The sequence below is a fragment of the Candidatus Palauibacter sp. genome (assembly GCF_965261555.1).
Classification (GTDB): Bacteria; Gemmatimonadota; Gemmatimonadetes; order Palauibacterales; family Palauibacteraceae; genus Palauibacter.
Genome location: NZ_OZ253465.1, coordinates 3,488,936 through 3,504,648, shown reverse-complemented (window position 1 = coordinate 3,504,648; position 15,713 = coordinate 3,488,936). Strand labels below are relative to the sequence as shown.

At 68.6% G+C, this 15,713-nt stretch carries 14 protein-coding genes and 2 tRNA genes; 9 read left to right on the top strand and 7 right to left on the bottom strand.

Translation table 11 applies throughout. The features are described 5' to 3' along the window. Window positions 1-5 precede the first annotated feature (5 nt). The 7 genes from ACQY5G_RS15260 to ACQY5G_RS15230 all read right to left on the bottom strand — a co-directional run bounded on the left by ACQY5G_RS15260 (window position 6) and on the right by ACQY5G_RS15230 (window position 7,718). Complete coding sequence (locus ACQY5G_RS15260) at window positions 6-1,607, bottom strand: hypothetical protein (protein ID WP_428275370.1); 1,602 nt, start codon at window positions 1,605-1,607, stop codon at window positions 6-8. Beyond that, a complete protein-coding gene (locus ACQY5G_RS15255; protein WP_428275368.1) occupies window positions 1,604-2,356 on the bottom strand; it encodes a hypothetical protein in 753 nt (250 codons plus the stop codon). The genes ACQY5G_RS15260 and ACQY5G_RS15255 overlap by 4 nt, the downstream gene beginning before the upstream one ends. A 93-nt stretch (window positions 2,357-2,449) precedes the next feature. Then, on the bottom strand, window positions 2,450-3,043 hold the full coding sequence (locus ACQY5G_RS15250) for an RNA polymerase sigma factor (protein ID WP_428275366.1): 594 nt from the start codon (window positions 3,041-3,043) through the stop codon (window positions 2,450-2,452). A 163-nt stretch (window positions 3,044-3,206) separates the two neighbouring features. Then, window positions 3,207-4,058: a bifunctional DNA-formamidopyrimidine glycosylase/DNA-(apurinic or apyrimidinic site) lyase gene (gene mutM / locus ACQY5G_RS15245; protein ID WP_428275364.1), complete on the bottom strand. Its 852-nt coding sequence runs from the start codon at window positions 4,056-4,058 to the stop codon at window positions 3,207-3,209. Between the two features lie 9 nt (window positions 4,059-4,067). Next, window positions 4,068-5,396, bottom strand: a complete 1,329-nt coding sequence (gene purD / locus ACQY5G_RS15240) for a phosphoribosylamine--glycine ligase (protein WP_428275362.1) — start codon at window positions 5,394-5,396, stop codon at window positions 4,068-4,070. Window positions 5,397-5,437: 41 nt separating this feature from the next. Further along, complete coding sequence (locus ACQY5G_RS15235) at window positions 5,438-6,427, bottom strand: M48 family metallopeptidase (protein WP_428275360.1); 990 nt, start codon at window positions 6,425-6,427, stop codon at window positions 5,438-5,440. Between the two features lie 130 nt (window positions 6,428-6,557). After that, on the bottom strand, window positions 6,558-7,718 hold the full coding sequence (locus tag ACQY5G_RS15230; protein WP_428275358.1) for a cystathionine gamma-synthase: 1,161 nt from the start codon (window positions 7,716-7,718) through the stop codon (window positions 6,558-6,560). Window positions 7,719-7,897: 179 nt separating this feature from the next. Between ACQY5G_RS15230 and ACQY5G_RS15225 the strand changes: the two genes are divergently transcribed. From ACQY5G_RS15225 to rpmG, 9 genes are all read left to right on the top strand, one after another. Next, window positions 7,898-9,274, top strand: coding sequence for a phosphoglucosamine mutase (locus ACQY5G_RS15225; RefSeq protein ID WP_428275356.1), 1,377 nt, complete (start codon window positions 7,898-7,900; stop codon window positions 9,272-9,274). Between the two features lie 7 nt (window positions 9,275-9,281). Further along, window positions 9,282-11,138, top strand: coding sequence for a glutamine--fructose-6-phosphate transaminase (isomerizing) (glmS, locus tag ACQY5G_RS15220; protein ID WP_428275354.1), 1,857 nt, complete (start codon window positions 9,282-9,284; stop codon window positions 11,136-11,138). A 155-nt stretch (window positions 11,139-11,293) separates the two neighbouring features. Further along, window positions 11,294-11,767, top strand: coding sequence for a YkvA family protein (locus ACQY5G_RS15215; RefSeq protein ID WP_419859459.1), 474 nt, complete (start codon window positions 11,294-11,296; stop codon window positions 11,765-11,767). A 37-nt stretch (window positions 11,768-11,804) separates the two neighbouring features. Continuing rightward, window positions 11,805-12,428, top strand: coding sequence for a hypothetical protein (locus tag ACQY5G_RS15210; RefSeq protein WP_428275352.1), 624 nt, complete (start codon window positions 11,805-11,807; stop codon window positions 12,426-12,428). Next, window positions 12,425-13,900: a cysteine--tRNA ligase gene (gene cysS / locus ACQY5G_RS15205; protein ID WP_428275350.1), complete on the top strand. Its 1,476-nt coding sequence runs from the start codon at window positions 12,425-12,427 to the stop codon at window positions 13,898-13,900. The genes ACQY5G_RS15210 and cysS overlap by 4 nt, the downstream gene beginning before the upstream one ends. A gap of 102 nt (window positions 13,901-14,002) precedes the next feature. Beyond that, a tRNA-Thr gene (locus ACQY5G_RS15200) sits at window positions 14,003-14,075 on the top strand. Window positions 14,076-14,159: 84 nt separating this feature from the next. Further along, window positions 14,160-14,242: transfer RNA gene (locus ACQY5G_RS15195), tRNA-Tyr, on the top strand. Window positions 14,243-14,354: 112 nt separating this feature from the next. Beyond that, entirely contained in the window at window positions 14,355-15,548 is a 1,194-nt protein-coding gene (gene tuf, locus ACQY5G_RS15190) for an elongation factor Tu (RefSeq protein ID WP_428275337.1), read from the top strand. 9 nt (window positions 15,549-15,557) lie between these two features. Next, window positions 15,558-15,707 carry a 50S ribosomal protein L33 gene (rpmG, locus tag ACQY5G_RS15185; protein WP_420616311.1) on the top strand — a complete coding sequence of 50 codons (150 nt, stop codon included), beginning with the start codon at window positions 15,558-15,560 and terminating at the stop codon, window positions 15,705-15,707. The last annotated feature ends 6 nt before the right edge of the window (window positions 15,708-15,713 follow it).

The following is a 15,713-nucleotide window of genomic DNA, read 5'->3' as shown; positions in this document are numbered from 1 at the left end:
GGGCATCAGGCATCATCCGGGGGGGTGGAGGGCGGATCGGTCCCGGCTCCCGCCGACGCACCGTCGCCGGGAGCGCTGTCCGCCGACCAGTCGATCACGACGCTCCGTCCGCCGCCCCGCGTGAGCAGGACGCTCCCGAACCCGGCCGTGACGACGATCCAGGTGCCGACGATGGCCACGAAGAGGATCAGGCCGCGTACGAAATCCGCCGCGCCGCCGAGCACCCACAGGGCGGCGCCGGCGGCGAAGGGGAGCATCAGAAGCGCGAGTCCGCTGACGACGTAGTAATAGGAGTTCGATCGGCGGAGTCTCTCCAGCCATTCGGAGCGGAAGCGGCGCCGGGCGAATATCTCGCCGCCGGCGTGCGCCGCCGCGAGATATCCGAAGACCCCGGCGAGCGCCACGGCAGGAACGAGGAAGAGTGCGACCGGGATGGTGATGATCAGCACGGTGAGGACGAGAAGCACGGGAAGGAACAGCACTTCCCCGGCGAGACCCATGGCAAACGAGCGGGCGAACTCCAGCCGAACCGTGTCCGAGACGGTTTCCAGCCGGCGGCGCCCGAAGTACACGAGCAGCAAGCCGAGTGCGGCGAAAACCATGAATGCGCAACCCGCGGCGATCACCCCCTCGGCGGCCCGCCCGAAGTTGCGCGCGAGACGCGATCCGAGGCCCGGCTGTGCGGACCGCATGCGCATCGGGGCTTCGAACGACTCGACGCGCTGAACGGCGGGAACGTCCGGCGCTGCCCGCGCCGGCGGTTCCGAAGGCGTTAGGCGGATGTCGGAGAGGATCTCCCCTTCGACCCTCAACGCATCTTCACCCAAGTCGATCTCGCCTCCCACCTGAAGCACATCGCCCCGCACGCGTGCGCCGCCGTCAAGCACGAGCGCACCGTCCAGCACGAGGATGTCGCCATCGACGTCTCCATCGAGTCTCAGCGTTCCGTCGAGAATCGCGACATCTCCCGGGATCGTGGCCTCGGCGAGAACCTCGTAGTCGCCATGGACGATCATGGCCAGCCGGCCCTCGGTGAACTCGCCGGAGTCGCCGAGCCGTCCGAGTGCGTCGCGCAGCCGATCCAACTCGCCCGTGACGTCAAAGCCAAGTCCGCCCGGGACGATCTGCATGGGTCCCGGTTGGCCGGAGATCCCCGGCGCCGGCTCGCCCGCCGGGAGGGCGGGCGCCGCGCCGGCCGGCGACGGCGCGGCGAGCCCGAGAATCGCGTCGATCCGACCGGCAAGGGCCCGGGCCGCATCCCCGTCGGCAGTCTCCGCCGATGAACTCCACTCCTCCAGGAACCGTCGGAATTCGACCAGGCCGCTGCGCACCGCGGAAGCGTCCTCTCCCGCGTGCTCGCGGAGGAAATCCCGCCAGGCGCTCTCCAGGCCTCCGCGCTCCGCGTAGGATCCGATCCCGATTCCGTCCACCTCGACGGTCTCGCCCTCGAAGCGAAGTCGATGCTCGGTGCCGCTCTCCAGTTCGAACCACAACTCGGCCCGGCCGACGGCGGAGAACGTGATCGCGGCGTCGGCGATGCCGACCTCCTGCGCGCCGACGGGAAGCGCGACCGCGAAACAGGACAGGAACGCCAGCGCCCGCCTCATGCGGCCCTCTCGATGCGAACGCGCTGTGGAAGCGGCTGCCGGAACATCCTGGCCATGAACCAGAGAGAGGCGAGTCCGACAAGACTCGATAGCGCCAGGCTGCCGAGCGCGGCGGCGGGGCTGATCCGGTCGGTGATCGATCCAGCCGCGTCCACGAGGCCGAGACGGTATGCCAAACGGCCCGTCGCGAGCATGGCGTCGACCAGCACGGCCCGCGCACCGCCGAAGGCCACCGTGAGAAGCTGGCCGGGCGCCAGGCCCTGAGCGCCGAACAGCCAGGCCGCGGCGCCCCCCGACACGGTGAGCATCGCTGCGCCCGCCGTGGCCAGCGCCGCACGGCGGCGGCGCGCGAAGCGCAGGAGGCGCTCCGGCAATGGGACCGGCAATCGCACGCGGGCCATGACCGCCGAGGCGAACGCCGGGGCGGGAGACCAGGTGCGGAGCCTTGAGAGCGCGCGGTCGAGCGCCGGGTGAGGCAGGTCGACCTGCGCCAGGACATCGCTCGCGAAGGAAGGCGCCGGGGACCACGCGGGCAACTGCGCCAGCTGGTGATCGAGCGCGGCACCCGCGAAGTCGACCCGCCGTGCGACGCCCTCCGCAAATCCGTCGGTCGGCCGATGCGCGGCCAGACCCTCGAGAAACGCGATGACGTCCCGCAGTGCCTCCACTTCCTTTCGGCAACGGGCGCACTCGGCCAGGTGGTCGGCCGCCGTCCCGGGCGGGGACGACGCTCGCCTCCGGCGGGCCATTCGCTCGATTTCCTCAGGTGTAAGATGCGGCAAGTTCACTCCTGTTCTCCCCTGGAGGCGCAGGCAACCCTCGGCAAGAGCGGCTGCGCGCTCCTACGGCTCCGTCAGATGTACGAGAGCGGCCTTCAATTCGTTTCTCGCCCGGTGGATATACGTCTTCACGGTTCCGAGCGGGATCTCCATCACCTGCGCAATTTCATCGTACGCGTAGCCCTCGATGTGCCGCAGGAGGATCGCGGTTCGGTATTCGGGTCGCAGCTGTCCGATGGCCGCTTCGATCTCGGAGCCGAGTTCACGGGCCTCGAGGAGTTCATCGGGTCGTTCATCACCCGAGACCAGCGTGATTTCCGTCGCGGCCTGCCGGTCCGGGGTCACCGCGTCCGGCGCGCCGTGCATGGAAACGACATCGAGTTCCTTCCTGCGCAGATGATCTATCGTCAGGTTGTAGCCGATCTTGAAGAGCCAGGAGGAAAACTTGTAGGAGGGATCGTAGCGGCGGAGATTGTTCAACGTGCGGACGAACGTCTCCTGGGCCAGGTCCTCCGCCAGTTCCCGGTCCCGCACCATCCGGAAGATGAGAGAGAAGACGGGACGTTCGAACCGGAGCACGATCTCGCGCGCCGCCCGTTCATCGCCGCGGAGGCACATCTCCACCAGCGTCTGCTCGCTGTGATCCGAGTATTTCACTCGATTCTGCCCCTCCGGGTCGCGGCGGCGGGCCGCCGCCGGCCGGCTCGCCGCGACCGACGCGGCATGCCGGGTTCCGGCCCTTCCTACACGGCTCCGCGACCAATATGCGCGCCGAAGGCCGTTGCCGGCATGCGCCGACCCCATCCCGGGGCGGACGATGCTAACGCTGGCAGCCGGCACAGAAGAACGAACTCCGTCCGGCCTGCACGATCCGACGGATCGGTCGGTCGCAAGCGGGGCACGCGACTCCCTCGCGCCCGTAGACGTCCAGCCGCGTCTGAAATGAGCCCGAGCGGCCGTTGACGGCGCGATAGTCCCGCAGCGTCGTTCCCGCGCTCTCGAGCGCCTCGCGGAGGACCGCCCGCACCCCCCGATGCAGCCGGCGCACGTCCTGCGGGTCGAGCGACCCCGCCGGTCGGCGCGGGTCGATCCTCGCGCGGTACAACGCCTCACTGGCGTAGATGTTCCCCAGGCCCGCGACGCGCCGCTGGTCCAGCAGCGTGTTCTTGATCGGCGCCCGCAGCGGCGCGACGATGCGAGCCAGACGGGCGGCGGTGAACGTTCGACCAAGGGGCTCCGGTCCGAGCGCGGCCTCGCGGGTCTTCCATGCCTCGAGCGTCAGCAGGTCGAAGCCGCCGAGGCGGCGGACATCGTCGTAGAAGAGCGTCCGGCCATCGTCGAGTTCGAGGTCGAGGCCCGGATGCCGGAAATCTGCGGGGTCCGGACGTTGCGGGGCGAGGGCGAAACGGCCGGTCATGCGGACCTGGACGCGCATCAGCCTCTCAACCGGACCGTCGATGCCGTCCGCCCCATGGAGTGGGAAGAGCAGGAACTTGGCCCGGCGGTCCACGTCTCCGAAGGTGCGTCCGAGCACGGCGCGGGAGAACGACCGCGCCGAAAGCCCTCCGAGGATCAGGTCGTCGTGATGGACCCGGGTGCAGCGGATCCGCCGGCCACGGAGGAGCGGGGCGAGATCCCGGCGCATCGTCTCGACCTCGGGGAGTTCCGGCACGATGACGCGCTAGCCACCCGAGGTCGTACTTGAGGGACGGATTCGCGCCGACTCGTCGGGCCCGAGCCGGCCGGGATCCAGTTCGTGCCAGCCGATGTCGGATCGCGAATGGGCGCCATCAAATCGGATCCGGGCCGCGGCCACGCGGCTGCGCCGCGCCGCTTCTTCGAGCGTCCCGCCGAACCCGGTGATCCCGAGCACCCGGCCTCCGGCGGTGACCAGCCGACCCTCCCTCATCGCGGTCCCGGCGTGAAACACCCTCACCTCGGCGGGGTCGAAGGCCGGTATCTCGATCGGCCGCCCGGAATCCGAGCTCTCCGGGTATCCGGCGCTCGCCAGCACGGTGACGAGCGCGTGCCCGGGAGCGGCTTCGGGACGCCAGCCGGCGAGCGAGTCACCGTGCGCAACCCGCAGCATCGGCTCGAGCAGGTTCGAACGCGTGAGCGGGAGGACGACCTGCGTCTCCGGATCTCCCATCCGACAGTTGAACTCGACGACGCGCGGCCCCGCGGCGGTCAGCATGAGCCCCGCGTACAGGAAGCCGCGATAGGGGGCGCCGGACTCCGCCATCGCCTCGAGCACCGGCTGCGCGATCTCGCGCCGCACCTCGTCGATGAAATCCGGATCCGCGGGAGCCGCGGGGGAGTACGCCCCCATGCCGCCGGTGTTCAGGCCGCGGTCTCCCTCCCCGACCCGCTTGTAGTCGCGGGATGTGAGCAGCGGGACGGCGCGCTCCCCGTCCGCCACGAAGAAGACGGACAGCTCCACTCCACGCATGAACTCCTCGATCACGACCCGTCCGCCCGCGTCCCCGAACTTGCGGTCGACCATCATCTCCTCGATCGCCGTCCGGGCTTCACCGCGCGTTTCGCAGACGATCGCGCCCTTGCCGGCCGCCAGGCCGGAAGCCTTTACGACGAGGGGCTCCTCGTGGCCCGCGACGTAGTCCAGCGCCGCCGCGGCATCGTCGAACGTCTCGTGATCCGCCGTCGGAACGCCGCAGTCGCGCATCAGCTGTTTGGCGAACGCCTTGGAAGCCTCGAGGCGGGCTCCCGCCCGGTCGGGCCCGAAAACAGGCAGGCCGGCCTCGGCGAAGCGGTCGGCGATCCCCGCCGCGAGAGGCGCTTCGGGTCCGACGACCGTGAGGTCGATGCGCCGCGCCGCCGCGAAGTCGAGGAGACGTCCGATGTCGTCGGCCCCGATGTCGACGAGTTCCGCCGTGTCGAGCATGCCCGGGTTGCCGGGCGCCGCGTAGATCGTGGCGTCCGGCGCGTCGCGGCGGAGACAGTCCGCGAAGGCGTGCTCCCGGCCGCCGCTTCCGATGATGAGGAGGTTCATGGCGGCAGGATGACGCGCCCGTCCCCGCCGGGCAACGGCGGCTAGTCTTCCGCGCGTCCCCTGAAGGCGCCGGTCAGCCGATCCCGCAATCGGTCCACCGCGGCGTCGACCTCGTCGAAGAGTTCGCGAGCGCCGTCCTGATAGCCCTTCGCCGCCTCACGGAGATCCTCGCGATACGGGCGGTCGTCCTTCTCGTCCCGGTGCTGGTACTCGCCCGCGAGAATGCGGTCGTACTCGCCGCTCTCGATCCAGTCGCGCAGTTCGGCCACGCGGATCACCGCGAACGGATGGGTCTGGCCGAGCACGTTGAGCACCTTGTAGACCGCGTCGAGGAGGTCGCCGCCCGCCCGGTACTCGTCCGACTGCGCGATGAACTCGTCCAGGTCCAGGGAGACGCCGCGCCCGCCGCCCGCAAGCTGCATCAGCGCGGACATCGCGACCCGCGGATTCTGCACCGCGAGGAGCCCGGCGCGGTCCGACGAGAGTTCGCTCTTCCGGTACCATTCCATCAGGGCCATGAGGATCGGTCGCAACGCCAGCCCCGCGAGGGTGTATCGGAGGATCACCAGGTTGAGGATCAGGATCAGGAGCGTCCTGTAGAGCACGTGGCCGGACAGAATGTGTCCGACTTCGTGGCCGAGCACGCTCTCGACCTCGTCCTCGGAGAGAATCTCCAGCATCGAGGAGTTGAGGACGATGAACGGCTCGCCGAAACCGACGGCCCCGGCGTTCACGATCGGCGTCTGCGAGACGTAGCACTCCGGCGGCTTCTCCACGTCGAGCACTTCACAGACGCGGGCGAGACGCGCGTGAACCCAGGCGTATTGCGTCTCCGACGTCCGTACCGCGTTCGCCTTGAAGGCCAGTCGGAGCGCGCGCTCTCCGAAGAGCGCGAGGATCTTTCGCAGGGCGAGGTCGAACCCCGGAATCCTGCGGAGCGTATTCAGCGCCGCCCGGTCCGCCGGGTGTTCCCACGAGACCGCGGCGATCTGCGTGAGGATCCGCCTCTGGTGTTCGTCACCTGCCGCCATCAATCACCCCCTGCGCGTCATATCGCGCTCATGGTGAGCCGGCCGATTCGCGGGGCCGGCTTCCGCGCTCCCGGCTCTACGTCCGGCCCCGATTCCCTGTTTCAACTCCGGGACTGCCGCACCCCGCCGCTCAGAGGCGGGCCAGGGCCTGCTCGATGTCCTCCGCGAGGTCGTCACCGTCCTCCACGCCCACCGACAGCCGGACGAGTCCCGGGCCCAGTCCGATCTCCCGCTTCTTTTCGTCGGGGACCGAGGCGTGGGTCATCGAAAAGGGAACGCATACCAGGCTTTCGACCCCGCCGAGACTCTCGGCCAGTTGGAACACCTGCGTGAGTCCGGCGAAGCGGTTGGCCCGTTCTTCCGTGCCCAGATCGAAGCTCACCATGGAGCCGAAGTCGCGCATCTGACGTCTGGCCAGGGCGTGCTGGGGGTGGTTCGCCAGGCCGGGATAAAGGACGGATTCGACTTCGCCGTGCCCCTGGAGGACATCGACGACCCGTTGCGCGTTCCGGCAGTGGGCCGGCATGCGCAGGTGCAGCGTCTTCGTGCCGCGGAGGACGAGCCAGCAGTCGAAGGGGCCGGGGATGGCCCCGCTCGTCTTCTGCTGAAAGCTGAACCCTTCGGCGAGCTCCCCGGAGTTCGTGACCAGCGCGCCACCGATCATGTCGCTGTGTCCGTTGAGAAACTTCGTCGTCGAGTGCATCACGACATCGGCGCCATCGTCGAGCGGGCGCTGGAGAAAAGGGGTCGCAAACGTGTTGTCGACGGACAATACGGCCCCCGCGTCGCGAGCGATCGCGGCGCACGCCGCAATATCCGTGATCGTCATCGTCGGGTTGCTCGGCGTTTCCACGTGGACGAGGCGCGTCTCCGGGCGGATCGCGGCGCGAACCTGATCGAGATCTCCCGTGTTCACAAAATCGAAGTCGACGCCGAACCGCTCCCACACGTGTCGCAGCATGCGATCGACGCCCCCGTAGACGTCCGCGCCGCAGATGAGGTGGTCGCCCGCGTTGAGCACCGTCTTGACGATGGCTTCCGTCGCCGCGAGACCCGAGGAGAACGCCGCGCCGTACCGCCCGTTCTCGAGAGCGGCCAGGTTCGCCTGCAGGGCTTCGCGGGTGGGGTTCCTGACCCGCGCGTAGTCGTAGCCCTCGCGCGGCGAGCCGACGGCGTCCTGCACGTAGGTCGATGTCTGGAAGATAGGCGTCATGATCGCCCCGGTCGTGGGATCGGGGCGCTGCCCGGCGTGGATGGCCCGGGTTCCGAACCGTCGGGCGGCTGGGTCCACGTCTTCATCTCCGGCTCGGGTAGAGGCAGACGACGCGTGGCACGACGCATCGCGGATCCAGTGTAGTGTCGCAAAGTATTCCCGCCGTGCGGCGAGGGCGACCGGAGCCGTCGCCGCAAGCCGCGCGGACGCCCAACCATTAAGATCCCGCGTCCATCTCACCGTTCGTGGAGAACAGCGTGTCAGGGTCACTCATCGTTTCTGCTTCAGGCATTCGCGGCATCGTCGGACGAGGGCTCACGCCCGACATCGCGGCCCGCTACGGTGCCGCCTTCGCCAGCCACATCGCCGCCGGAGCTCCCGGCGGGGGGCACGTCCTGATCGGCCGTGACAGCCGTGTCTCCGGGCCCGTGCTGCTCGACGCCGTGTCCGCGGGGGTCCGGGCCGTCGGGGTGGACGTGTGCGACCTCGGGATGGTGGCGACGCCCACGGGTCTCCTCGCCGTCGAGGAGGACGAGGCCGCGATCGGCGGACTTCTCGTTACGGCCTCCCACAACCCCGCGCCCTGGAACGGGCTCAAGCTGGTGGCGCGCGAGGGGCGGTTTCTCTCGCCGGCTGCCGGACGGGACGTCCAGCGAAGGTTCGAGGGAGAGATCGAGTACGGTGAGTCTGCGCGCACGGGAGACAGAAACGCGCGGGAAGGCGCCGGCCGCGCCCACGTCGAGCGGATTCTCTCGCTGCCGATCATCGACCGCGAACGCATCGCGTCGAACGCCTTCCACGTCGCACTCGACTGCGTGCGCGGCGCCGGGGGGCCGATCATGCTCCCGCTGCTCCAGAGCCTCGGCTGCCGGGTGAGCGGCCTCGATCTGGAACCCGACGGCCGTTTCCCGCGACCCCCTGAGCCTCTGGTGGAGAACCTCGGGACGCTCTCCGCACGCGTGACGGAAGTCGGCGCGGACGTCGGCTTCGCCGTGGACCCCGATGTCGACCGCCTCGCCCTGGTGGACGAGAACGGGCGTCCCGTGGGCGAGGACTGGACCCTCGCGCTGGCCGTCGAACTCGTCGCGGCGCGCGAGCCCGCCCCCGTCGTGACGAACCTCTCCGCCAGCCGCCTGATTCAGGACGCGGCGGATCGCGTCGGCGTGCCACTGCTCCGCACGCCGGTGGCGGAGGCCAACGTCGTCGCCCGCATGCTCGAGGCGGGGAGCTCGATCGGGGGAGAGGGAAACGGCGGCGTGATCTATGCGGGGTTGCACCTCACGCGGGACGCCCCGCTGGCCGCCGCCCTCATCCTGCAGTTTCTCGCGGAGAGCCGTTCCACGCTCGGCGCAGTGGTCGACGAGCGGGCCTCGTACCGGATTGTGAAGCGAACGATCTCCCGGGATGGACTGGGTGTGGAGGAGGCGCTTGCCGCGATCGCGGCCGCGGCCCCGTCCGGAGCGGAGATGGACCGGCAGGACGGAGTCCGGCTCGAGTGGCCGGATGGGTCGTGGATCCACGCCAGACCGTCCGGAACCGAGCCGATCTTCCGCGTCATGGCGGAGGCGCCGTGCGAAGAACTGGCGGACGAGCGCGCGGACTGGATCGAAGCCCTCGTGCGGCGCGCGGTCTGAGCGGCCGATGTGCGGAATCGTCGGTTATGTCGGGTCAGCGGAGGCGGCCCCTCTTCTCTTGAACGGCCTCCGCCGCCTCGAGTATCGCGGGTACGACTCGGCGGGCCTCGCCGTCCACACCGGTTCCAGGCTCGATCTCCACAAGTGCGCGGGCCGCGTCGACGACCTGGCGGACCGGCTCGTCGACGTCCCCCTTTCCGGCAAGGCCGGAATCGCTCACACCCGCTGGGCGACGCACGGTGCGCCCACCCACGCCAATGCCCACCCGCTGATGGGCGGCCGAGGCGAGGTCGCGCTGGTCCATAACGGCGTGATCGAGAACTGCGACGCACTGCGAACGAAGCTCACCGAACTCGGCCACCGCTTCACGTCGGAGACCGACACCGAGGTCGTCGCGCACCTGATCGAGGAAGCGTTCCAGGGGAACCTCGAGCGCGCCGTCGCCGCCGCGCTGACCCAGGTGGAGGGTACGCTGGGGCTTGCCGTCATGAGCGTGCACGACCCGGGGCGGATCGTCGTCGCGCGCCGCGGCGCCCCACTGCTGCTCGGGATCGGGGAGAAGGGCGAAGAGGCGACCTGGGTGGCCTCGGACGTGGCGGCGGTTCTCGAGCACACCCGCAGCATCGTGTATCTGGAAGACGACGAGATGGCCGTCATCACCTCTTCCGGACACCGGACCGTCGATCTCGGGAGAAACCGCGGCCGCGCCGGCTGGGAGCCCGTCCCGAAGGAAATCAGCCGCGTCGACTGGAACCTCGAGCGGATCGAGAAGGCGGGATACCCCCACTTCATGCTCCGCGAGATTCACGAACAGCCGCACACCGTGCGCGATGCGATGCGGGGCCGGCTGCTGGCGGAGGAAGGCACGGCCCGGCTGGGCGGGCTCGACGAATTCCGCCCGGACATCGACGGTGCCGAGCGCATCATCCTCACGGGGTGCGGGACGAGTTGGCACGCGGCGCTTGTCGGCGAGTACCTGATCGAGACACTCGCGCGCCTCCCGGTCGAAGTGGAGTACGCTTCCGAGTTCCGATACCGGAACCCGATCATCGCTCCGGGGACCCTGGTGGGCGGCATCTCCCAGTCCGGGGAGACGGCGGACACGCTCGCGGCCGTGCGCGAAGCCGGGCGGCTCGGGGCCCCCACCTTCGGAATCGTCAACGTGGTGGGCTCGACGGTCGCGCGGGAGACTCGCGCCGGAATCTATACGCACGCCGGTCCGGAGATCGGCGTCGCGTCCACGAAGGCCTTCGTGGCGCAGGTCGTTTCTCTCGCGCTCCTCGGCCTCATGATCGCGAGGCGGCGCGGGATGAGCCGCGAGGAGGGCCGCGGCTTCGTGCGCGCGCTCCTCGGCCTTCCCGCCCTCATCGAACAGGTGCTGGCAACGGAGGACCACATCCGGCGGGTGGCGGAGGAGTTCGCGTCCGCGCGCAACTTCCTCTACCTGGGGCGGGGTCCGAACTTCCCGATCGCCCTCGAGGGGGCGCTCAAGCTGAAGGAGATCTCCTACATCCACGCCGAGGGATACCCGGCGGCCGAGATGAAGCACGGCCCGATCGCACTCATCGACGAGGACATGCCCGTCGTCTTCATGGCTCCGCGCAGCGCCGTCTACTCGAAGGTGCTCGTGAACATCGAGGAGGTGAAGACGCGCGGCGGCCGCGTGATCGCGCTCGTGACCCGCCGGGAGGACGATCTCGCCCGCAAGGTGGATCACCTGATCCCGGTGCCCGCGACGCTGCCTCTCCTGCAACCGATCGTCAACGTCGTTCCGTTGCAGCTTCTCGCCTACCACATCGCGGTCCTGAGGGGTTGCGACGTGGATCGCCCGCGGAACCTCGCGAAGACCGTGACGGTCGAGTAGCCCTTCGCCGCCGGAACCCCGTGACCGAGCAGAATGAAGGGGTTACAGCGCGAAAGAGCCGGTGGTATGTTTGGGCGTCGCGCCCGCCGCCGCGCCGTGCCCATCAGGCCTGGCCGCCCGGTTGCGCGTTCCACCGGGATCGGGATTGGAAGGGGATGCCAAGCGCCTACCTCCAGGGGATGAAGGATCAGGTCGCACGATACGCCGGCACGTTGCGTGACGTCGTCATCCTCGCGCCCGTCTACGGTTTGTTGATGTTCACGCTCATGAAGGACCCGCGTCTGACCCGACAGCAGCGGATTCTGGTGGATGCGGCCATCGCCTACCTCGTGAGTCCGGATGATGTGATCCCGGAAGATGAGGTCGGACCGTATGGTTTTCTGGATGATGTTTTCTGCTGTGCGTATGTGACGCACCGGATCGGAGAGGAGCTTGGCTGGGATGTGGTGGAGGAGCACTGGACCGGCGAGCGGTCGGCGCTCGAGGTCTCGAACAACCTGCTCGCCCGCGAGCGGGAGCTGCTCGGTGGGGCAGGCGATGACGTTCTCGAATTCGCGGGGCTCCTCGACCGGCGGTCGGATTCCGAGGCGGAACGCCCCCAACTCGTCCTCACCGCGGCCGGCGGGTAGCGCGGGCCGCCGACCGCGGATCGCGGCGGCGCTGGCCGTGCTCGCCGGACTCGTCGGCGCGGAGTCGCTTGACGCCCAGTATCGCCTGACGGCCCCTTCCGGCAGCGTCGTGGAGTTCGAGGCCGACCTCCTCCTCCGCTTCCGGGATCGTTCCGACTCCCTCATGACCGATCTCGTGGAGGACCCTCTCGTGCTCTACTACCGGTCGTTCGGGCGGGAGCTGGACGAATCCGAGGCGCGGGATGCTTGGCCATGGAACGCGGTCGAAGTCGTGACGGATTCGAGCGCCGCGCTCGTGATGCCGGGAAATCTGCGGGAGGCCGGCCGGGCGTACGAGAGCTACGCGGTCCTGCGGATGCACGCCGTGCGTCAGGATCCCGACGTGGCCTGCGACGAGCTCTTCTCACGGGAAGTCGAGGCCGTCGACGGGTTCATCGACGGGTGGGTCGCGGCGCGACTCCTCTTCGGCGGGCCCGCGTACGAGCCGCTCGACGAACTCGCCTTCGCGCGCGAGGCCGGCGTCCTCGCGGGACTCATCCTCGACCGGTCGGACCGCCAGCTCGGTGGTTGCCTGCAGGTCTCCCGTGAACGCCACGCGGAGGAAATCGCCGCATACCGTGCCTGGCGAACGGAACGCTACCTCCCTCAGGGCGGGCGATGAGTCTCCGGCTCTACGACTCCCTTACGCGGCGGCTCCGCCCGTTCAAGTCCCTCGAACCGGGCCGCGTGCGAATGTACACCTGCGGGCCCACGGTGTACGATCGCGCGCATATCGGGAACTTCCGCGCCTTTGCGTGGGAAGACCTGCTTCGTCGCTACCTCCGGTTCAAGGGATACGAGGTCTGCCAGGTGATGAACCTGACGGATGTCGATGATCGGACGATCGCGGCGGCCTCTGCCCGGGGCGTGCCGCTGGCCGACGTCACCGATCCCGTGATCGAGATGTTCATCGAGGACTGGGAGACGCTCGGGCTCGAGGAACCGGAGCATCGGCCGCGGGCGACCCGCTTCGTCGAGGGGATGATCCGGCTGATTGAAGCCCTCTCCGAGCGGGGACTCACCTACGAGAGCGAGGGTTCCGTATACTTCGCGATCGGGCGTGCGCCCGAATACGGGCGGCTGGCGGGGATCGACTGCGCGGGACTCGCGGCCGCCGGCAGGGCCGCGGGGGATGAGGAGTACGACAAGGACGACCCGAGAGATTTCGTCCTCTGGAAGGGCGGCGACCCCGACGCCGATGGGGCCGTGGCGGTGTGGGATTCTCCGTGGGGGCCGGGCCGGCCGGGCTGGCACCTCGAGTGCTCGGCGATGGCGATGCACCACCTGGGCGAAACGCTCGACATCCACACCGGAGGAATCGACAACCTCTTCCCGCATCACACCAACGAGATCGCACAGTCGGAAGGGGTGACGGGGAAGACGTTCTCGGAGTTCTGGCTCCATGCCGAACACCTTCTGGTCGAAGGCCGGAAGATGTCGAAGTCGCTCGGCAACTGCTTTACGATCCCGGAACTCGTCGACCGCGGACACGCGCCCTCGGCGGTCCGGTATCTGCTGCTCAGCGGACATCATCGGGCCCAGCTGAACTTCACCTTCGACGGCCTGGAGGCCGCGGCGAAGGCCGTGAACCGCCTGTACGAGTTCAGGAACCGGCTGCGCGAGGCCGGCGAGGCGGAGACCGATGCCTCGACCGATCTCGGAGATGTCGCGGCGCGAGCGCGTGCTGCGTTCGAAGCCGCGATGGACGACGACCTGAACGTGAGTGAAGCACTTTCCGCGGTGTTCGGACTCGTCCGGGAAGCGAATCACCTGCTCGACCGCGCCCATCCTCGAGCCCCGTCGGGCGTGGAGGCGGCGCTTGCCATGATCGACGCGTTCGATCGCGTCTTCGGGGTGCTCGCCGTGCGGGACCGCGAGTCATCCGGTGGCGACGACGAACTCGTCGCATGGGCCACGGCTCGCGTCGGGGAACGCGAACGCGCCCGAACGAACCGGGACTTCGCAAGCGCCGACGCGATTCGCGCCGAGCTCGAGTCCCGCGGGGTGAGCGTGGAGGATCTGGCGGAGTTCACTCGCCTTCGGATCGGGGGTCGCACGATCCAGGTGCCGCGTCCGCTCCGGGCGATAAAATGAGGGCACGGCGGCCTCGAATGGCGACCGAATCGGGTGCCCGAAAACACCTTGACGGTCGGCCACGCGTACCCCTATGTTAGAAGACTGTTGTGCGGAAGGGTCGCTGGCGTAGCTCAACCGGTAGAGCGTCGGATTTGTAATCCGGAGGTTGTGGGTTCGAGTCCCACCGCCAGCTCGGTCGAGTCGGACGAACAGCCGCCCCGAAGCGGCGAACCCTGGAACTTATCGATCGGGCGTCGATCGGGCGCCAGGTACCGGCGGTGGGGTACCGAAGCGGCCAAACGGGGCAGACTGTAAATCTGCTGGCTTATGCCTTCGGAGGTTCGAATCCTCCCCCCACCACCTTCACGAGACCACTGACGAAACAAAGGGCGTAGCCCGCGCGCGAGCAAGAGGAGCATCCGTCGCGGGGCCACTCCGCCGAACCCGTAGTCCGAGAGGAGAACGAGGGGCGATGGCGAAGGAAAAGTTCGAGCGAACGAAGCCGCACGTGAACGTGGGGACGATCGGGCACGTGGACCACGGGAAGACGACGCTGACGGCGGCGATCACCCAGGTACAGGCACAGAAGGGATACGGGGAGTACGTGGCGTTCGATCAGATCGACAAGGCTCCGGAGGAGCGGGAGCGGGGGATCACGATCGCGACGGCTCACGTGGAGTACGAGTCGGCGGGGCGACATTACGCACACGTGGACTGCCCGGGCCACGCGGACTACGTGAAGAACATGATCACGGGCGCGGCGCAGATGGACGGCGCGATCGTGGTGGTGTCGGCGGCGGACGGACCGATGCCGCAGACGCGGGAGCACATTTTGTTGGCCCGCCAGGTGAACGTGCCGTACATCGTGGTGTTTTTGAACAAGGTGGACCAGGTCGACGACGAGGAGTTGCTGGACCTGGTGGAGCTGGAGGTACGGGAGCTTCTGAGCGAGTACGAGTTTCCCGGCGATGACGTGCCGGTGGTACGTGGCTCGGCGCTGCAGGCTTTGGAGAGCGGGGATCCGTCGGCGTCGGAGACGGCGTGCATCGGGGAGTTGATGGAAGCGTTGGACAGCTACATCCCGGTTCCGGAGCGCGCGACGGACAAGCCGTTCCTGATGCCGGTGGAGGACGTGTTCACGATCACGGGTCGCGGGACGGTGGTGACGGGCCGGATCGAGCGCGGGGTGGTCAAGACGGGCGAGGGCGTGGAGCTGGTGGGCCTGGGCTCGGAGAAGAAGACGGTGGTGACGGGCGTGGAGATGTTCCGGAAGATCCTGGACGAGGGTCAGGCGGGGGACAACGCGGGGCTTCTGCTTCGCGGGGTGGCGAAGACGGAGGTGGAGCGGGGGATGGTGGTCGCTCACCCTCGGTCGATCACACCGCACCGGAAGTTTTCGGCGGAGGTGTACGTGCTGACGAAGAACGAGGGCGGGCGGCATACGCCGTTCTTCAACGGGTACCGTCCGCAGTTCTACTTCCGGACGACGGACGTGACGGGCTCGGCGGAGCTGCCCGAGGGGGTGGAGATGGTGATGCCGGGGGACAATGTGAATATGGCGGTGGAGCTGATCGCGCCGATCGCGATGGAGGAGAACCTCCGGTTCGCGATCCGCGAGGGAGGCCGGACGGTGGGCGCCGGGGTCGTCACCGCCATCCACGACTAGGAAACGAAAATGAGGGTTCGGATTACGCTCGAATGCACGGAGTGCAAAGAGCGCAACTATTCGACGACGAAGAATCGGCGGACCCATCCGCAGCGGGCCGAGCAGAAGAAGTACTGTCGCCGCTGCAACGGACATAAAATGCACAAAGAAACACGGTAAGGGGTT